The sequence below is a fragment of the Sulfitobacter sp. HI0129 genome, assembly GCF_001635395.1.
GTDB lineage: Bacteria > Pseudomonadota > Alphaproteobacteria > Rhodobacterales > Rhodobacteraceae > Sulfitobacter.
Genome location: NZ_LWGH01000218.1, coordinates 1 through 18886, shown reverse-complemented (window position 1 = coordinate 18886; position 18886 = coordinate 1). Strand labels below are relative to the sequence as shown.

Here is an 18886-nt window from a genome sequence, read left to right as displayed (position 1 = left end):
CCTACTATTCGGTCGGTGTGCAGGCGTCTTCGGCGAGCGTCGCCGTCCTGCCGGTAACGGTCAGCGTGCCGTCTTCGAACATCGGCAAAAGCACGGCCACCTTGGCCGCATCCGACAGGTCGGGCGCCAGTTCGGCAAGCCGCGCCTCATCCACCGAACAATCGTTTTCGGCAAAGGTCCGAAGCAGCACGTCGCGCGGCGAGGGCGCGGGTTCCGCGGGCGGGCAGACCGAGGCGGGCAGATGCATTTCATTGTCGGCGTTCATCGACGCCTCGCCGTCGGCCAGCAACTGGGTCAGCGTGTCGCTGACAAAGCGGAAATCGAAGCCTTCAGGGGCCAGAACTTCGTTCATGCCGCGTTCCGACACGATGCAGCCTTCCCGCGCGAGCACGGTAAACAGCGCCGCTTCGGAGGTTTCCTGCGCCGCGAGCGGCAGCGGCAGCGCAAGGCTGGCCAGCCCCGTGAGCGTGATTATGCGTGCGGCATTCATCGATCGATCTCCCCGAAAACAACGTCCATAGTGCCGATGATCGCCGCCACATCCGCAAGCTGGTGGCCCTTGGAAATGTGATCGATCGCCTGCAGGTGCAGATATCCCGGCGCGCGCAGCTTGGCGCGATAGGGCTTGTTGGTGCCATCGGCGACGAGATAGACGCCGAATTCGCCCTTTGGCGCTTCCACCGCGCAATAGACCTCTCCCTCGGGCACGTGGAAGCCCTCTGTGTAGAGTTTGAAGTGGTGGATCAGGCTTTCCATGTCGGTCTTCATTGCGGTGCGCGACGGCGGCGTGATCTTGCCCCTTGCAAGGATATCGCCCCGACCTTCGGGTTCGCGCAGTTTGACGATGGCCTGTTCCATGATCCGCACGGACTGGCGCATCTCTTCCATGCGGACGAGATAGCGGTCGTAGCAGTCGCCGTTCTTGCCGACGGGGATCTGGAAATCGAACTCGTCGTAACATTCATAGGGCTGCGCGCGCCGCAAATCCCATGCGAGGCCGGAACCGCGCACCATCACGCCGGAAAAGCCCCATTCCTGAATGTCCTGCTCGGAGACGACGCCGATATCGACGTTGCGCTGCTTGAAGATACGGTTTTCCGTCAGCAGCCCGTCGATGTCGTCAAGCACCTCGGGGAACTGTTTGCACCATGCCTCGATGTCGTCGATCAGCGCGTCGGGCAGATCCTGATGGACGCCGCCGGGCCGGAAATAGGCCGCGTGCAGACGCGCACCGCAGGCCCGCTCATAGAAGATCATCAGCTTTTCGCGTTCCTCGAACCCCCAGAGCGGCGGGGTCAGCGCGCCCACGTCCATGGCCTGCGTGGTCACGTTCAGCAGATGCGACAGGATGCGCCCGATCTCGGAGTAGAGCACCCGAATGAGCGACGCGCGGCGCGGCACCTCGACGCCGGTCAGCTTCTCGATCGCGAGGCACCAAGCGTGTTCCTGGTTCATCGGGGCGACGTAGTCGAGCCGGTCGAAATAGGGCAGGTTCTGCAGGTAGGTCCGGCTTTCCATCAGCTTCTCGGTCCCGCGGTGCAGCAGGCCGATATGCGGATCGCAGCGTTCGACGATTTCGCCGTCAAGCTCCAGCACCAGTCGAAGAACACCATGCGCGGCAGGGTGTTGGGGGCCGAAGTTGATGTTGAAGTTGCGGATCTTCTGTTCGCCGGTCAGGGCGTCTTCGAAACCTTTGCTACCGTCCATCACCTACGCTCCAACTCTTGCAGCCGCATGCTCATCCACCAAACCAGCGCCAGTGTTCCGAAGGGCACGAGGCAGGCAAAGGCCCAGTATTTGTGAATTCCGAAATGCGGCAGCAGCTTCAGCATCGGAATGATGAAAAGCGCCGACAGGATCAGCCAGCCGAAAAAGCCCATTACTTGTCTCCCGGTTTGGAAACATGCCCGTCGGGCGCCGATTTGTCATCACCCGGCAGGATATAGTCCGCCCCTTCCCAGGGCGACATGAAATCGAACTGCCGATATTCCTGCACCAGCGAGACGGGTTCGTAAACGACGCGCTTCTCCGCCTCGTCGTAGCGCACCTCGGTATAGCCGGTGGTCGGGAAATCCTTGCGCAGCGGAAAGCCGCGAAAACCATAGTCCGTCAGGATGCGGCGCAGGTCCGGGTGACCGGAAAAGAGGATGCCGAACATGTCGAAGACTTCCCGTTCGAACCAGTTGGCCGAAGGATGCACGTTCACCAGCGAGGGCACCATATCCTTTTCCCGCACGGCGACCCGCAGGCGGATGCGGTGGTTCTGGTACATGCTGAGCAGGTGATAGACCACGTCGAACCGCTTTGCCCGCCCGATGTGATCCACCGCCGTGATGTCCACCAGCGTGGAAAACCGGCAGGTCGCATCGCCCTTGAGGAATTCGACGAGCCCGGCGATGTTGCCGAGGGTGACGTTTAGGTTCAATTCGCCGTGGCGCACATCCCAGCCGAGCACGCAGTCGGGGCGCTTCGCCTCGATATAGGCGCCCAATTCCTGAAGCTGTTCACTCATGTAGGGATCTCCCTGATCCAGCCTGCGTTCATCGCACGATCGTTCCGGTACGGCGCATCTTCTTCTGCAGCTGAAGAATGCCGTAAAGCAGCGCTTCCGCGGTGGGCGGGCAACCCGGCACATAGACGTCCACCGGCACGATCCGGTCGCAGCCGCGCACCACCGAATAGCTGTAGTGATAATATCCGCCGCCGTTGGCGCAGGATCCCATGGAGATCACGTAGCGCGGCTCGGGCATCTGGTCATAGACCTTGCGCAGCGCGGGGGCCATCTTGTTGGTGAGCGTGCCCGCGACGATCATCAGGTCCGACTGGCGCGGGCTGGCGCGCGGCGCGGTGCCGAAGCGTTCGAGGTCATAGCGCGGCATGGAGGTGTGCATCATCTCCACCGCGCAGCAGGCGAGCCCGAAGGTCATCCAGTGCAGCGAACCGGTGCGTGCCCAGTTGATGATGTCTTCGGTCGAGGTCAGCAGAAACCCCTTGTCCTGAAGCTCCGCATTCAGGTTCTGGGTTGCCACGTCCCGGTCCATCCCGGCGGTGGCCGGGGTATAGGTGTCGGTCACTGCCATTCCAGCGCCCCCTTCTTCCATTCATAGGCGAAGCCCGCGGTCAGCACGGCGAGGAAGACCATCATCGACCAGAAGCCGATCATGCTCATGTCCTTGAAAGCGACCGCCCATGGAAACAAGAACGCGATTTCCAGATCGAAGATGATGAACAGGATCGACACGAGGTAGAACCGCACGTCGAACTTCATCCGCGCGTCGTCAAAGGCGTTGAACCCGCATTCATAGGCCGAGACCTTTTCCGGGTCCGGGTTGCGCACCGCGATGACCACGGCGGCAAGGATCAGAACAAGGCCCAGACCGATCGCGACGGCAAGGAAGACGAGGATCGGAAGATATTCCCGCAGCATGTCGTCCAAGGGAGGCTCCTTTTCGGGTAAGACGGAGCCCACAGCCCCGCTTTCACTTGCTTTCGGGTTTATCCCTGCCGTCCGGCAGGGTCAACCGAAGCCAAGCGCATTGGGCTACTCCGCCGCAGCGATGCGAGCGCGCCCGGGGAAGGCCGTGGCAACCGGGTGGCGTACCCCCCTGCGCCGGTTTTCAAAGGTCGCGTGAAAGCCCGCTCAGGACAGCGGATCGGGGTGCCTGTGCGTACCGATCCGCAGGATTTCCACCATCTCGACAGAGACCCAGCCCCCGGCAGGCGCCACCCGCATCCGGTATACGAGAGATTCGCGCAGCGGAGGACCAAAACGGGGCGACCATGTGCGCTGCAACTCAATCGCCACCCGGGCCTGACGCAGCCGGCACACATGCACGATGTTCTGCTTCACCTCCGTCGGGCCAAGCGCGAAGACCGTTTCGCAGAGCCGGCTGTACATGGCTTCCAGATCGTCGCGGTGCTGGATCACGGCAATGGATTCGTCTGAATATATGGCCAGCGGCACCGCACAGTGACGCGCCAGCATCTCGACGTTCCCCGTCCTCAGCCAGTCCATACGTAGGGTGACGTGTTCCACAGCGCGGGAATGCGCATCCTGATGTAGCTTATGCAGTTGCATTGGGACCGATCTCTACCTCGTCAACACTCGTAAAAGACGGCCCGCGGCCGCCGCGCAACAACGCTCACCCCGCTTCTCTTCCAGATGGCAAGGGCGTCAGACCTTGAAAACCTCCCGCCCTGACATACTTTTCGGCAAGGTCGGCGCGGAAAGCATCCTTGTTCCGGATCTGCAGATTATCAGCCTTCTTTCCGTGGCGATGCCCCCGATCTACATGCCGACACATACTTGTGATAGCGTTAGCAGAGCCCTTCATGGGGCGGGGGGCCGGTTTCCCCATCCCGGGGCAGTCAAACGTGTGTTGGTGATACTCCACGACCTGCCCCTGATGAAATTCGCCATTTTGGCACCTAAAGTCTCACTATAAGGATAGATGCGGCAAAGTCACCAAGTTTTTGTCACTGCCATTCTGGCTTTCGTTTCTCGAAGAAAGCATCGATCCCTTCGGCGGCCTCATCGGTTTCCCAGCGCGCGGCAAGGGCCGAAACCGTACGCTCGATCACCTTGTCGTCGATCACCGGTCCCAGCCCCCGGGCGAGCGCCTTCGCGGCGGCCACCGCACCGGGCGCGCAGGACAGATAGGGCACGACCTCACGCTCGACCGCGGCGTCGAGTTCAGCCTCTGGCACGCAGCGGGAAAGCAGCCCCAAATCGACGGCTTCGGCGGCATCGAACAGCCGCGCCGACATGAAGACCCGGCGCGCGCGCCCCTCCCCCATGCGGGCAAGGACATAAGGCCCGATCGTCGCGGGGATGATCCCCAGCCGTGTTTCGGTGAACCCCATCCTGAGGCTATCCACCCCAATGGCGACATCACAGACAGATGCCATCCCCACGCCGCCGCCGAAGGCATTGCCCTGCACGCGCCCCACCAGGGGTTTCGGCAAAGTGTTGAGCGCATCGAGCATCCGCGCCAGCTTCAGTGCTTCGCCAGACCGCGTTTTCGCATCCATGTCGCGCTGTGCCCGCATCCAGCCCAGATCCGCCCCGGCGCAGAATGATTTTCCCGCTCCAGTGAGGACAAGCACGCGAACCGCATCGTCCTGCCCCAGCCGCCGCGCCGCATCGGTCAATTCGGCCATCATCTCGGCGGACATGGCATTGTGCTTTTCGGGCTTGTTCAGCGTCAGCGTCGCAACGCCCCGGTCGTCGGTGCGCAGTTGCAGCGTATCGTACATAAATCCTCCTGTGGGTGGCGATACCGGCTTCAGTCGCCGCGCATGTCGCGCGCCATGCGGGCGGCATCAAGGATCGCGTCCTGATCCAGCCCGGTTTCGTACCCCAGCGCCGTGAGATGTTTGTTCACCGCCTCCGTGGCCACGTTTCCGGCGGCCCCGGGAGCATATGGGCATCCGCCAAGACCGCCCACTGCCGCGTCGAAGACCCGTACGCCCAGCGACAGCGAGGTATCGATATTGCTAAGCGCCCGACCGTGGGTGTCATGGTAATGCCCGGCCAGCCGCCCCACGGGAACGACATCGCGCACCGTCAGCAGCATCCGCGCGATCCTGTCCGGCGTGCCCGCCCCGATGGTATCGCCCAGCGAGATCTCGTAGCAGCCCATGGCAAAGAGCCGGTCGGCCACCGCCGCGACCTGCGCGGGCGCCACCGGCCCGTCATAGGGGCATTCGATCACGCAAGACACATAGCCCCGCACGGGAATGTCCAGATGCCGCGCCTCTTCGAGTATGGGCGCGAACCGCTCGAAGGCCTCTTCGACGCTGGCGTTGATGTTCTTGCGGCTGAACCCTTCGGAAGCGGAGGCGAAGACCGCCACTTCGTCCGCTCCTGCAGCCCGGGCATCCTCGAACCCGCGCATGTTGGGTGCAAGGGCCGCATAGCGCACGCCGTCGCGGCGTTTGATACCGGCCAGCACCTCGGCGGAGCCGACCATTTGCGGCACCCACTTGGGGCTCACGAAACTCGCGCATTCGATGCGGTTGAAGCCCGCCTCGCTCAGCCGGTCGACTAGCGCGACCTTCTCCTCCACAGGAATGGGCCGCGCCTCGTTCTGCAGGCCGTCGCGCGGGCCCACCTCGAAGATTTCACATGGTCCTAGGCTCATGCCCGCCTCCCCTCGCTGCTGATCAATCTGCCGCCCAGCGCCTGACCGCGCCGGGTCATTCCACCGGCCAGGGTGGGTAGAAATCCTTTTCGTAAAGGCGCTGCTCATCAGGCAGCGACTTCTGGAAAGCGGGGCGATCGGTGATGCGTTCGTACCATTCGGCAACGCTGGGATGATCGTCCAGCTTCACGAAATGGCGCGCCATATAGACCGCCTGCCCTACCGAGATATCGGCAGCCGAAAACCCGCTGGTCAGCATGTAATCGCGGTTCTCGACCGGTGTGCTCAGCCGCGCTTCCAGCGCATCATAGCATTTCGCGATCCGCGCCGCCTCCAGCTTCATCACGATGGGGCTGCGCATGGAATCGTCGCGCAACGCAATGTGCTGCTGGGTCAGGGCAGCCGCGTGCTGGCTGATCGTCTCTGCGAAATGGACCCAGACCAGCCAGGCCATGCGATTGATACTCCCCGGCATCCGCCCCAGCCTTTCGGGACTGAACCGTTCGCAGAGGTATTCGGTGATCGCCCCGGTTTCGAACATGCGCTCACCGTCGATCTCCAGCGCGGGCACGCGGCCCGCGGGGGAAAGCGTCAGGTACTCCGGGTCACGCAGGCTCTTGTCGAAAGCATGCAGCTTGACCTGAAATTCGACGTCTTCAAGCTCGTTGAGCAGCCAGAGCGTCCGCATGGAGCGGGTCTGGGGGCAATGGTGCAAGGTGATCATGCGGCGTCTTCCGCTTCGGCTTCGAGCCGGACGAGCGCCGCGCCCGCCTCCACCTGATCGCCGGGCGCCGCCAGCACTTCGGCAATGATGCCGTCCCGCGCAGCCAGCAGGGAATGTTCCATCTTCATCGCCTCCAACACGGCCAGCCGGTCCCCCTTGGAAACCTTCTGCCCAACCTCGGCCTCCACCGCGCGCACCAGTCCCGGCATCGGCGCCTCGATGACGTTGCCGTCACCCTGGGCACCCGCCGCGCGGTCCAGCGGATCGACAATGTCGAAGGCCAGACCGTAGCCATCAAACACCGTCACAACGCCGTCCGCAACCGCGACCTCCGCCGCCGGATGCCCACCGATGCGCCAGCGTCCGTGCAGCCGCCGCGCCTCGACCTCTCTCTCGCCGATGGACCAGACCTGAGTATCCGCGTCCAGCACCCGCACCTTCAGCTCGAAACTCTCGTCGCCCTGCCGCAACTCGACCCGCCGCCGCAGCGGCTGCCAAAGGTGGAAACCCGCATCGGGGTCTGGCGCAAGCAGGTCCAGCGCCGCCATCCCAGCCAGCGCCTTATGCCGCGGCTCCACCCCGGGGGGGCGGGTCAGGTCATCGATGTCGCGCGCGATCAGCCCGGTATCCACATCGCCCGCGGCAAAGCCTTCATGCGCGGCCAGCGCCCCCAGAAAGGCAAGGTTCGTCACCGTGCCCCCCACCTGCGTACCCGCGAGGGCCGCGCGCAGCCGCGCCAGCGCCATATCCCGGTTCGGGCCATGCACGATGACCTTCGCGATCATCGGATCGTAAAACGGGCTGATCGTATCCCCTGCCCGGACCCCGCTGTCCGCCCGCGCCATGGCGGGAAAGGAAAGATGGCTGAGCCTGCCGGTCGCGGGCAAGAAGCCCTTGGGCACATCCTCGGCATATAGACGCGCCTCGAAGGCATGGCCCGTGATCCGCAGATCATCCTGCGCAACAGGCAGCGGCTCACCCGCGGCGACCCGCAACTGCCATTCCACAAGGTCCACACCGGTGATCATCTCGGTCACCGGGTGCTCCACCTGCAGGCGTGTGTTCATCTCCATGAAGAAGAACCCGTCGGGCCGCAGCCCGTCGGAACTGTCGACGATGAATTCCACCGTACCCGCACCGGCATAGCCGATGGCTTCCGCCGCGCGGACAGCCGCCTGCCCCATGGCGGCGCGCATCTCTTCGGTCATACCCGGCGCGGGGGCCTCCTCGATGACCTTCTGGTGGCGCCGCTGCAGCGAGCAATCCCGCTCGAAGAGATGCACGGCGCGGGTACCGTCGCCGAAAATCTGCACCTCGATGTGGCGCGGTTTGCTCACGAATTTCTCGACCAGAACATCAGCATTGCCAAAGGCCGCCTTTGCCTCGGACCGGGCCGATGCCAGGGCCTTGTCGAAATCGCCCGGCTTCTCGACCAGCCGCATGCCCTTGCCGCCGCCGCCAGCCACCGCCTTGATCAGGACCGGATAGCCGATGTCCTCGGCCTCCCGCGCGAGCAGCGCGTCATCCTGATCGGCACCGTGGTAACCCGGCACGACCGGCACACCCGCCTCGACCATCAGCGCCTTGGCCGCATCCTTCAGCCCCATGGCACGGATCGCTTTGGCCGAGGGCCCGATGAAGACCAGCCCGGCGGCCTCCACCGCCTCCACGAAGTCGGGGTTCTCGGACAGGAAACCGTAGCCCGGATGGATCGCCTGCGCGCCTGTGTCCCGCGCCGCCTGCACGATGGCGTCGCCCCTCAGGTAGCTCTCTCCGGGGGCGGAGCCGCCGATGTGCACCGCCCGGTCCGCCATCTGCACATGCTTCGCGCCCACGTCCGCATCCGAATAGACGGCCACGCAGCGCAGCCCCATGGCCCGCGCCGTTTCGATCACCCGGCAGGCGATCTCGCCCCGGTTCGCAATCAGGATCGTGTCAAACATCAACTTCGGCCTTCCGTATGTCCTTGCTTCCAAATGGCCCCAAATCCCGGGGGAGGCGCCGCAGCGCGGCGGCGGGGGCTGGCCCCCTGTCGCAGACCTGACCCATCACATGCGGAACACGCCAAAGCGTGTCTCTCCGATGGGGGCGTTCAGGCTGGCGGAAAGCGACAGCGCCAGCACGTCGCGGCTGAGACGGGGGTCCACGATACCATCGTCCCAGAGGCGGGCACTGGCATAAAGCGGATGGGATTGTTCCTCGAACATGTCGATGGTGGGCTGTTTGAAGGCGGTTTCCTCTTCCTCGGTCCAGCTGCCGCCGCCGCGTTCGATGGCATCGCGCTTGACGGTCGCCAAGACGCCCGCCGCCTGCGCGCCGCCCATGACGGATATGCGGCTGTTGGGCCATGTCCACATGAAACGCGGGCTGTAGGCGCGCCCCGCCATGCCGTAGTTGCCCGCCCCGAAGGAGCCGCCCACAAGCATGGTGATCTTGGGCACATTGGTCGAGGCCACGGCGGTGACCATCTTGGCGCCATGCCGCGCGATGCCCTCGTTCTCGTACTTCCGCCCCACCATGAAGCCGGTGATGTTCTGCAGGAACACCAGCGGGATATGGCGCTGGCTGCAAAGCTCGACGAAATGCGCGCCCTTTTGCGCCGCTTCGGAAAAGAGCACCCCGTTGTTCGCGACGATCCCGATGGGGCATCCCTTCAGATGCGCAAAGCCCGTGACCAATGTCTCGCCAAAACGCGGCTTGAACTCGTCGAAGCGGCTGCCATCCACAAGGCGGGCAATGACTTCGCGGATGTCGTAGGGGGTCCGCAGGTCGGCGGGCACGACACCCAGCATCTCGGCGGGGTCATAGGCCGGCTCTTCCGGCGTTTCCCAAACCACCGTGCGCGGCTTTGCGCGGTTGAGCGATCCCACGGCTCGGCGCGCCAGCGCCAGCGCATGGGCGTCGTCCTCGGCCAGATAGTCGGCCACGCCTGAAAGGCGCGTATGCACATCGCCCCCGCCGAGATCCTCGGCGCTGACGACCTCCCCGGTTGCGGCCTTCACCAGCGGCGGACCAGCGAGGAAGATGGTCCCCTGCTCCTTCACGATGATCGTCACATCGGACATGGCAGGCACATAGGCCCCCCCGGCGGTGCAGGAGCCCATCACCACGGCGATCTGCGGGATGCCCTTCCCGCTCATCCGGGCCTGATTGTAGAAGATGCGCCCGAAATGATCCCGGTCGGGAAAGACTTCATCCTGATTGGGCAGGTTCGCCCCGCCCGAATCCACCAGGTAGATACAGGGCAGATGGTTCTCTTCGGCGATCTCCTGCGCGCGCAGGTGCTTCTTCACGGTCATCGGGTAATAGGTGCCGCCCTTCACGGTGGCGTCGTTGCAGACCACCATCACCTCCTGCCCCTGCACGCGCCCGATGCCGGCGATGACGCCCGCCGCCGGTGCGGCCCCGTCATAGAGCCCATGGGCCGCGGTTGCCCCGATCTCGAGAAACGGACTGCCGGGATCGAGCAGGTTGGCGACCCGCTGGCGCGGCAGCATCTTGCCGCGGCTTTCATGCCGCTGGCGGCTCTTTTCACCGCCCCCCAGCGCGGCGGTTTCCGCCGCCTCGCGCACCTCTGCCAGCGCCTTGAGATGCGCCATTTCATTCGCCTTGAACGCCTCGGACGCGGGAAGGGCCTGCGATGTAAGCTTCATGTCGTTTCCTTGCCTTCGCGCGCCGCGCGCGCCTTCAGTTCCTTGCGGATCACCTTGCCCGTTACCGTCATGGGCAGGGCATCCACGAATTCGATTTCCCGCGGGTAGGAATAGCGCGCCAGCCGGTCACGCACCCAGTTCTGCAACTCTTCCGCCTCGGTGCGATCATGGGCCTTGCGAACCACATAGGCTTTCACGATCTCCGTGCGCAGCGCATCGGGTTTACCGACGACGCCCACCGTGGCGACACCGGGATGGGTCAGCAGGCAATCCTCGATCTCTGCCGGGCCGATCCGGTACCCGGCAGAGGTGATCACGTCATCCTCCCGCCCCACGAAGCGCAGGTAGCCGTCTTGCATCACGCCCCGGTCCCCGGTGATGAGCCAATCGCCCCGGAACTTCTCGGCGGTGGCATCGGGCCTGTTCCAATACTTGAGCATCATGGAGGCAGAGCCGCGCCGCACCGCGACGTCGCCTTCACCCGCAACCGGCTTGCCCGCGTCATCGATCACCGCCACCTCATGGCCCGGCACCGCCTTGCCGATATGCCCGGGACGCCCTGCAAAGCGCGCCGCACAGCTCGATGCGACCATGTTGCATTCGGTCTGACCATAGAACTCGTTGATATCAAGGCCAAAGGCGCGGCGGCCCCACTCCAGCATCTCCGCCCCGAGGGGCTCGCCCCCGCTGGCGACCGACCGCAGCCCGGGGATCGCGGTATCCGAGGCCTTCAGCATACGCAGCGCCGTGGGCGGGAAAAAGACATTCCGCACCCCGCCCCGCGCGACGATCTCGGCGCAACCTTCGGGCGTAAATTTCGGCATCCGGGCCGAGACCACCGGGATGCCCAGCGCGAGGGCCGGCATAGCGACATCGAACAGCCCGCCGATCCATGCCCAGTCCGCCGGGGTCCAGAAACAATCGCCCGCCTCGCCCAGAATATCGTGGCTGAGCGAGACGCCGGGCAGATGCCCCGTCAGCACCCGATGCGCGTGCAAAGCCCCCTTGGGCGTGCCTGTAGTGCCGGAGGTGTAGATGAGCACCGCCGGATCCTCGGCGGCGGTATCGGCGAAGGGCAGCGCGCCGCCCCTCCATGTCGGGATATCATCCATGAGCAGCGCGGGCGCCAGATCGCCAAGCAAGCCCGCGCCGCGTGCATCCGTCAGCACCAGCGTGCAGCCCGCATCCGTCACCCGGCTGGCAAGAGCATCGCGCTCGAACAGTTGGAAAAGCGGGGCGGAGATCGCCCCGATCTTCCAGATTGCGAGATGCGCCGCCGCGCAGTCCGGGGACTGGCCCAGCAGAACGCCGATCCGGTCCCCGGGCTCGACCCGTTCGCGCAGATGCGCTGCGATGGCGTCGACCCGCTCTGCCAAGGCGGCCCGGGTCACGTCATGGCGCTCCCCCTCGCGCAGGTCGATGATCGCCACCGCGTCGGGCGGGCCAGCGAGACATTGCGCTGCCATGTTCAACCTTTCGGGGATGTCCCAATTCAGCGCGTTATCAAGCCCCGGAAGCTGCATTTAGCTGCGATACTCCGGGTTTTCGAAACCGAAATCCTGCCCCGCGTCCATCGCGTTGCGATCATTGCCTTCGTTCGGGTAACCACCCGCCGCTTTCAGCATGGCGGCAAGATGCATCAGGTTCCATGTCATGATGGTCGTGTTGCGCTTGGTAAAGCTGTTGTCGAACCCCACCCGGCTGCCATCGTCCTTTTCGTCGCCGTAGGAAGGTCCCGGCCCGGCCTCGCCGATCCAGCCCGCGTCTGCCTGCGGCGGCAGAGAATAGCCCAGATGGTTCAAGGCAAAGCCCGTGGTCATCGCCACATGTTTGATACCATCCTCGTTGCCCGTCACGATGGTACCGCCGACCTTGTTGTAGAAGACCGACTGGCCCTTGTCGTTCAACTCGCCCGACATGGCATAGAGCCGCTCGATGAGCACACGGCAGACGGAACTTTCCTCCCCCAGCCAGATCGGCGTCCCGATGATGAGGATATCGGCGGCGTTCACTTTCTTCCACAGCTCGGGCCAGTCGTCGCGGTCCCAGCCATGTTCGGTCATATCGGGGTAGATGCCGGGGGGCACCTGATGGTCGAGCAGATAGAGATGTTCGACCGCGACCCCCTGTTTGCGCATGATGTCGGCACTGGCGTTCATCAGCAGTTGCGTGTGGCTTTCCCCCGGCGTTTTCTTGAGGGAGGTGTTTACGTAAATCGCCTTGAGATTGGAAAAGTCAGTCATTGCCTAGCTCCTGTTTGAGCTGACCGAGTTCACGGTCGAGGAAATATGAGGTGATGGAGCGGATGATCACGAGCATGAAAAGGAAGAGGAGGTCGGAAAACTTGAGGCTCAGCGCGGTATGGATCACATCCGACACGATGAAGAGCTCCAGCCCCGCGAGGATATAGCGGCCAAGCTCGATCCGCTCGCGGTTGGTACGTCGCACCCGATCCGCACCTTGCCGTGCGATCTCTGCAAAGATAACGCCCGCGATGAAGCGGGTGGCCCCCACGAGCAGCAGCAGGATGGCGGCAATATCGATGATCTCCGCTATGACCTCCAGCAACTCGATCAGCCAGGGCAGGCTGCCGTGCAGCACCCCGCCTTCGGCTTCAAGTTCGATCAGTTTTTCCATGATGTCTCCCCGTGCTGTTCAAAGGTCTATCATGTCAAACCGTTGGCCCGTCATATTGTTTCACGGGTTCGGCGGCAGCGCGAAAAGCGCCGGTGTAGGCGCGGCCTCGCATCACCCCATCGTCGCCAGCATTTCGCGCCCCACCAGCATGCGGCGGATCTCGGATGTGCCCGCCCCGATTTCCATCAGCTTGGCATCGCGGAAGATGCGCCCGACCGGGTTGTCGTTCAGATAGCCCGCACCGCCCATGGCCTGCACCGCCTGATGCGCCTGCACCATCGCCTGTTCGGAGGCATAGAGACAGCAGGCCGCCGCATCCTGCCGGGTCACGTCGCCCCGGTCGCAGGCCTTCGCGACTTCGTAGACGTAGGCGCGGGCGGAGTTCATCGCGGTATACATGTCCGCCATCTTCCCCTGCATCAGCTGGAAGGAGCCGATCGGCTGGCCAAACTGTTTGCGCTCGGCCATGTAGGGCATCACCTCGTCAAGGCATGCGGCCATGATCCCAAGCCCGATCCCGGCGAGCACCACGCGCTCGTAATCGAGGCCCGACATCAGGACCGCCACGCCCCGGTTCTCTTCGCCCAGCACGTTTTCGAAGGGCACCTGCACGTCGTCGAATATCAATTCGCCCGTGTTCGATCCGCGCATTCCAAGCTTGTCGAAATGCGGGCTGGTCGAAAAGCCGGTCATCGACCGTTCGATCAGGAAGGCGGTGATGCCTTTCGAGCCCGCGTGCGGGTCGGTCTTGGCGTAGACCACCAGGGTCTCGGCATCGGGGGCATTGGTGATCCAGTACTTACTGCCGTTCAGCCGATAATGATCATTGCGCTTTTCGGCCTTCAGCTTCATCGAAACGACGTCGCTGCCGGCCCCCGCTTCGGACATGGCGAGCGCGCCGACATGGGTTCCGTCGCAGAGCGCGGGCAGGTACTTCGCCTTTTGCTCCTCGCTCCCGTTGAGGCTGATCTGGTTGACGCAGAGGTTGGAATGCGCGCCGTAGGATAGCGAGACGGAAGCAGAGGCGCGCGCCAGTTCCTCCACCGCGATCACATGGGCTACATAGCCCATGCCTGTGCCGCCGAATTCTTCATCGACCGTCATCCCCAGCAGGCCCAGTTCCCCCATCTCCGTCCAGAGGTCGGCGGGAAACTCGTTGCTGGAATCGATCTCGGCGGCCATCGGCTTCACCCGTTCCTGCGCCCAGCGGTGAACCATGTCGCGCAGCGCGTTCACGTCCTCGCCCAGATCGAACTTCATGCTTGCGTCGAACATTCCACACTCCTCCCACGGGGTGGGCGCCGGTGCCCTGCGGGGCCGGATCCCATTTATTGAACGGTTGTTCATTATTTACGCAAACCCCCGCCCTGCGTCAAGCGCGGCGGTTCGACGGAACCAACCGTAAGCCCAAAGGTTGCATCCGTGACCGAAATTTAGCGAACGGAAAGCAATTCAATGTCTGACAGTTTGAAAGAGACCTTCTGGGACCGCCTGGCGGATACGCGCACCGGTATGCTGGCCACCAAGGATTCGCGCGCGGTGCCCATGTCGCATTACATTGGCGAAGACAGCGGCCGGAACGTGCTGTGGTTCATCACCGCGAACGGCACCGATCTTTCCCGTGCCGCGGCGACGGGGGCCTCCGCCGAATATCTGGTCTCCTCCAACGATGAATCCCTCTATGCCCGCATCGATGGCCGGGTAACGCAGTCCGACGACAAGGCGCAGCTGGACAAGCTCTGGAACGGCGTCGCGGGCGCATGGTTCGAGGACGGCAAGCAAGACAGTGATGTGCAACTGATCCGCATGGACCTGACCGAAGCCGAGGTCTGGGCGACCGGTGGAAGCATGCATTTCCTCTATGAAATCGCGAAGGCCCATCTTACGGATGAAAAGCCCGACATGGGCGAGCATGGCACACTGCGCTTCTGACGCCCCGCCCCCTCGGGGGCCACCTGAATGATCAACCATCTGTGCGGCGTTCACCCTCGAACGCCGCGCTGACTTCTTCGCTGATGATCCGGGCGATAAGTTCGCAATCTTCCGCCGTGAAGGTCAGCGGGATACGCATGTCCAGCAATCCACTCAGCACCAGATCGCTTTGCGCCAGCGTCTGCGTTGAGGCGTAGCGCCACGATTGATACCGGCTGGTAAAGCCCTGCGGTTCGGCGGCACCGAACCACTTCAGCTCCACCCCCCGCGCCGCGCAGCGCGACAGAACCTCCCTGATCTGCCCTTCGGACCAGTCCGGCAAAAGAAACTGTATCGACGATCCAACGAACTGCTCCGCCTCCGGGCGCTCGACGAGGGTCAGACCGGGTGTGCCGCGCAGCCCGCCTTCGATGATACGGTACCGCCGGTTCCACCTTTCCCGCTGACGGTCGAGCGTGCGCAATTGCGGGCGCAGGATCGCGGCGCGCAGGTTATCCATCCGGCCCGAGATATTGGGCGTTTCGTACCGAATGCGATCAAAAGCCTCCGGCGGCGGAGCTGCCTTGTGCGAGGCATAGAGCATGTAGGAGCCGGACAGGACGATGGCGCGCGCAGCCGCTTCGGCATCGTCGGTCACCAGCAACCCGCCCTCGCCCGCGTTCACATGCTTGTAGGTCTGGCAGGAAAAGCAGCCGATCCGCCCGTATCGCCCCGATGGCACCCCGTTCCAGCCCGCGCCCATGGTATGGGCACAATCCTCGATCACCATGATTCCGGCGGCATCGCAGATCGTCATGAGTGCGTTCATGTCGCACAGATGCCCGCGCATGTGACTGAGCAGCAGAACCTTCGCCTGCCCGGCCTTGGCCTTCAAATCATCGAGATCGATTACCAGATCACGCGTGACCTCGACAAAGACGGGTTTTGCACCCACCCCGGCGATGGCGCCGGGCACCGGGGCGAGCGTAAAGGCGTTGGTCAGCACCGGATCGCCCGGCCCGATGCCGAGGGCGCGCAGGGCCGTCCCCATGGCGTAGCCCCCCGAGGCCACGGCGAGACAATAGCGCGCGCCCGTCATCGCAGCGAATTCCTGTTCGAGCAGAACGGTTTCGGCGGTTTCGCCGGGGGCGGTATTGTATCGGTGCAGCCTGCCGCTGCGCATCACCTCCAGCGCCGCGGCGATACCGTCTTCGGGAATCGGTTCCTGCTGCGTGAAGCTGCCGGTAAAACGCTCTGTCACGCCGGGGGTCCGATGAGGCGTCCGACGATGTCGGGCAGGTCCTTGAAATCATCGAGCAGCGCCTCGGGTTCGAGGGCTGCCATATCGCCACCCGCAGGGCCGAAGGTGACCAGCACGCAGGGCACGCCCGCCGCCGCCGCGGTCTTGCGGTCGGTATCGCTGTCACCGATCAGCACGCATTGCGCTGGATCCCCCCCGGCCCGCCGCGCCGTCTCGAAAAGATGCTCCGGATCGGGCTTGCGCACGTCCAGCGTATCGGCCCCCAGCATCGCCCCGAAAGCGTCCCGCACGCCCAGCCGCGTCAGCAGCAATTCGGCCAGCGCTTCGGGTTTGTTGGTGCAGATGGCGACCCGGTAACCGCTGGTGCGCAGCGCGGTGACCGCCTCCATCGCACCGGGATAGAGAACCGTCCGCCGGTCGATATCGCGGGAATAGGCGTCGAGCAGGAAGGGATAATAGCTGTCGATCGCCGCATCGTCCCCGGCGCGGCCAAGCCGCTCCATCCCGAGCTTCAGCATCGCCCGCCCGCCGCGCAGCGCGGTCCCGGCATCGTGCGAAGCGTGCAGTAGATCGCCTTCGCCCATGTCCCGGAAACAGGCATTGGCCGCCGCGATCAGATCACCGCTGGTGTCTGCAAGCGTGCCGTCGAGATCGAATACAACGGTCTTCATCGTACCGCCCCCTGCCGTGATGTCCTGTCGGCGGGGTGCTGCCCACCCTGTTTCAAACCGCAACACGGTTTGATGTTGCCGCCCTTGTACCTTTGTGCGAAGCGCTTAAACAGATTGCAAGACCAAGAATATTCGGAAGTTATATGCGAACCGCCCTGATCATCCTTGCCGCCGGCAAGGGTACGCGAATGAAATCCGACCTACCCAAAGTTCTGCACCCCGTCGCCTTCGCGCCCTTGCTTGAACATGCGATGGCCTCCGGCGCGGTGCTTGAACCGTCGCGCACCGTGGTGATCGCGGGCCACGAGGCCGAACAAGTGAAAGCAGCGGCCGAGCTTTTCGACCCCGGAGCCGAAGTCGTGGTACAGTCAGAGCAACTCGGCACCGCGCATGCCGTGGCACAGGCGGCCCCCGTCCTCGATGGATTCGACGGCATGGCGCTGGTTCTTTATGGCGATACCCCCTTCGTGCAGCCCGAAACGCTTTCGCGCATGCAGGACGCGCTTGCGACCCATGACGTTGTCGTTCTGGGGTTCGAAGCGGACGATCCCGCCCGCTACGGCAGGCTCGTCCTTAACGGGGCGGAACTGCTGCGGATCGTGGAGTTCAAAGACGCCTCCGAAGAGGAACGGCGCATCACCCTGTGCAACTCAGGCGTTGTCGCCTGCCGGTCGGATCTGCTGTTCGATCTCATCGCTCAGGTGGGGAACGAAAATGCCTCCGGCGAATATTACCTGACCGATATCATCGGCATCGCGCGCGAACGTGGTCTTTCGGCAACCGCCGTAACCTGTGATGAAGCCGAGACCATGGGCGTCAACTCCCGGTCCGACCTCGCCGTGGCGGATGCGGCTTTTCAGGCGCGCGCCCGTGCCGCCCTGATGGAGGACGGCGTGACCCTGATGGCGCCGGAGACCGTGTACCTGGCCCGCGACACGGTGATCGGGCGCGATACGGTGATCGAGCCCAACGTCGTTTTCGGGCCCGAAGTCACGGTCGAATCCGGCGCGACGATCCGGGCGTTTTCGCACCTCGAAGGGTGCCACGTGGCCGCCGGTGCCGTCGTCGGGCCCTATGCCCGCCTGCGCCCCGGCGCGGAACTAGCCGAAGGCGTGCGCATCGGCAACTTCGTGGAAATCAAGAATGCGCAGATCGCGCAGGGCGCGAAGGTCAATCACCTCAGCTATATCGGGGACGCCACGATCGGCGCGGGAAGTAACGTCGGCGCCGGGACGATCACCTGCAATTACGACGGTGTGATGAAACATCACACCCATATCGGCGAACGGGTTTTCATCGGCTCGAACACGATGCTGGTCGCACCCGTCAGCATCGGCGACGAGGCGATGACCGGCAGCGGATCGGTGATCACCTCAGATGTGGAACCGGGGGCGCTGGCGCTGTCGCGCGCGCCGCAGGTCGAAAAACCCGGGATGGCCGTCAAACTGTTCAAGACCCTGCGTGCGCGCAAGGCGAAGATGCAAAGGGGCATTTGAGATGTGCGGAATCGTTGGCGTGCTGGGCAATCACGAAGCCGCGCCCATCCTCGTGGAGGCGTTGAAACGGCTGGAGTACCGCGGCTACGATTCCGCCGGGATCGCGACGGTCAACGGCGGACAGCTCGACCGTCGTCGTGCCGTGGGCAAGCTGGTGAACCTCTCCGACCTTCTGGTGCATGAGCCGCTGGCCGGGAAATCCGGTATCGGCCACACCCGCTGGGCCACACACGGCGCCCCTTCGGTCGCCAATGCCCATCCGCATCAGGCGGGTCCGGTTGCCGTCGTGCATAACGGGATCATCGAAAACTTTCGCGAGCTGCGCAGCGAGCTGGAATCCAACGGGATGCAGTTCCATAGCGAAACCGACACCGAAACCGTGGCGCTGCT

General features: G+C 63.9%; 20 protein-coding genes and 1 pseudogene. 3 read left to right on the top strand and 18 right to left on the bottom strand.

Annotation, left to right across the window (positions count from 1 at the left end; genetic code table 11):
* Nucleotides 1–4: 4 nt before the first annotated feature.
* The 16 genes from A3764_RS02895 to A3764_RS02820 form a co-directional block, all read right to left on the bottom strand.
* Nucleotides 5–490: a hypothetical protein gene (locus tag A3764_RS02895; RefSeq protein WP_067928781.1), complete on the bottom strand. Its 486-nt coding sequence runs from the start codon at nt 488–490 to the stop codon at nt 5–7.
* A complete protein-coding gene (locus A3764_RS02890) occupies nt 487–1707 on the bottom strand; it encodes an NADH-quinone oxidoreductase subunit D (RefSeq protein WP_067928779.1) in 1221 nt (406 codons plus the stop codon). Before A3764_RS02890 ends, A3764_RS02895 begins: the two co-directional genes overlap by 4 nt.
* Complete coding sequence (locus A3764_RS25620; RefSeq protein WP_201722116.1) at nt 1707–1880, bottom strand: hypothetical protein; 174 nt, start codon at nt 1878–1880, stop codon at nt 1707–1709. Before A3764_RS25620 ends, A3764_RS02890 begins: the two co-directional genes overlap by 1 nt.
* Nucleotides 1880–2512 carry an NADH-quinone oxidoreductase subunit C gene (locus tag A3764_RS02885; RefSeq protein ID WP_067928777.1) on the bottom strand — a complete coding sequence of 211 codons (633 nt, stop codon included), beginning with the start codon at nt 2510–2512 and terminating at the stop codon, nt 1880–1882. Before A3764_RS02885 ends, A3764_RS25620 begins: the two co-directional genes overlap by 1 nt.
* 28 nt (nt 2513–2540) lie before the next feature.
* Nucleotides 2541–3080, bottom strand: a complete 540-nt coding sequence (locus A3764_RS02880; protein WP_067928775.1) for a NuoB/complex I 20 kDa subunit family protein — start codon at nt 3078–3080, stop codon at nt 2541–2543.
* On the bottom strand, nt 3071–3436 hold the full coding sequence (locus A3764_RS02875; RefSeq protein WP_067928773.1) for an NADH-quinone oxidoreductase subunit A: 366 nt from the start codon (nt 3434–3436) through the stop codon (nt 3071–3073). Before A3764_RS02875 ends, A3764_RS02880 begins: the two co-directional genes overlap by 10 nt.
* Before the next feature lie 204 nt (nt 3437–3640).
* Nucleotides 3641–4078 (bottom strand): hypothetical protein, encoded by a 438-nt coding sequence (locus A3764_RS02870; RefSeq protein WP_150120951.1) that lies wholly within the window; start codon nt 4076–4078, stop codon nt 3641–3643.
* Between the two features lie 398 nt (nt 4079–4476).
* Entirely contained in the window at nt 4477–5256 is a 780-nt protein-coding gene (locus tag A3764_RS02860) for a crotonase/enoyl-CoA hydratase family protein (RefSeq protein ID WP_067928766.1), read from the bottom strand.
* A gap of 29 nt (nt 5257–5285) precedes the next feature.
* Nucleotides 5286–6143 (bottom strand): hydroxymethylglutaryl-CoA lyase, encoded by an 858-nt coding sequence (locus A3764_RS02855; protein WP_067928764.1) that lies wholly within the window; start codon nt 6141–6143, stop codon nt 5286–5288.
* A gap of 55 nt (nt 6144–6198) precedes the next feature.
* A complete protein-coding gene (locus A3764_RS02850) occupies nt 6199–6867 on the bottom strand; it encodes a glutathione S-transferase family protein (protein ID WP_067928761.1) in 669 nt (222 codons plus the stop codon).
* The gene (locus A3764_RS02845) at nt 6864–8810 is read right to left on the bottom strand and encodes an acetyl/propionyl/methylcrotonyl-CoA carboxylase subunit alpha (RefSeq protein WP_067928759.1); all 1947 of its coding nucleotides are present in this window, start codon (nt 8808–8810) and stop codon (nt 6864–6866) included. Before A3764_RS02845 ends, A3764_RS02850 begins: the two co-directional genes overlap by 4 nt.
* 105 nt (nt 8811–8915) lie before the next feature.
* The gene (locus tag A3764_RS02840) at nt 8916–10520 is read right to left on the bottom strand and encodes a carboxyl transferase domain-containing protein (protein WP_067928757.1); all 1605 of its coding nucleotides are present in this window, start codon (nt 10518–10520) and stop codon (nt 8916–8918) included.
* Nucleotides 10517–11986: an AMP-binding protein gene (locus A3764_RS02835; protein WP_443069030.1), complete on the bottom strand. Its 1470-nt coding sequence runs from the start codon at nt 11984–11986 to the stop codon at nt 10517–10519. Before A3764_RS02835 ends, A3764_RS02840 begins: the two co-directional genes overlap by 4 nt.
* 57 nt (nt 11987–12043) lie before the next feature.
* Nucleotides 12044–12763 (bottom strand): flavodoxin family protein, encoded by a 720-nt coding sequence (locus A3764_RS02830; RefSeq protein WP_067928753.1) that lies wholly within the window; start codon nt 12761–12763, stop codon nt 12044–12046.
* Entirely contained in the window at nt 12756–13157 is a 402-nt protein-coding gene (locus tag A3764_RS02825; protein WP_067928750.1) for a DUF1622 domain-containing protein, read from the bottom strand. Before A3764_RS02825 ends, A3764_RS02830 begins: the two co-directional genes overlap by 8 nt.
* 111 nt (nt 13158–13268) lie before the next feature.
* Nucleotides 13269–14432: an isovaleryl-CoA dehydrogenase gene (locus A3764_RS02820; protein WP_067928748.1), complete on the bottom strand. Its 1164-nt coding sequence runs from the start codon at nt 14430–14432 to the stop codon at nt 13269–13271.
* Between the two features lie 180 nt (nt 14433–14612).
* Here A3764_RS02820 and A3764_RS02815 point away from each other — a divergent pair, with 180 nt between their 5' ends.
* Nucleotides 14613–15089 (top strand): pyridoxamine 5'-phosphate oxidase family protein, encoded by a 477-nt coding sequence (locus A3764_RS02815; protein ID WP_067928746.1) that lies wholly within the window; start codon nt 14613–14615, stop codon nt 15087–15089.
* A gap of 31 nt (nt 15090–15120) precedes the next feature.
* Here the strand turns inward: A3764_RS02815 and A3764_RS02810 are convergent, their stop codons facing one another.
* Nucleotides 15121–16329, bottom strand: a complete 1209-nt coding sequence (locus A3764_RS02810) for a DegT/DnrJ/EryC1/StrS family aminotransferase (protein ID WP_067928744.1) — start codon at nt 16327–16329, stop codon at nt 15121–15123.
* Entirely contained in the window at nt 16326–17000 is a 675-nt protein-coding gene (locus A3764_RS02805) for an HAD-IA family hydrolase (protein ID WP_067920858.1), read from the bottom strand. The genes A3764_RS02810 and A3764_RS02805 overlap by 4 nt, the downstream gene beginning before the upstream one ends.
* Nucleotides 17001–17143: 143 nt before the next feature.
* Between A3764_RS02805 and glmU the strand changes: the two genes are divergently transcribed.
* Both glmU and A3764_RS02795 read left to right on the top strand, forming a co-directional pair.
* Nucleotides 17144–18496 (top strand): bifunctional UDP-N-acetylglucosamine diphosphorylase/glucosamine-1-phosphate N-acetyltransferase GlmU, encoded by a 1353-nt coding sequence (gene glmU, locus A3764_RS02800; RefSeq protein ID WP_067920860.1) that lies wholly within the window; start codon nt 17144–17146, stop codon nt 18494–18496.
* A gap of 1 nt (nt 18497) precedes the next feature.
* A pseudogene (locus A3764_RS02795) lies at nt 18498–18886 on the top strand (glutamine--fructose-6-phosphate transaminase (isomerizing)); the annotation flags it as partial.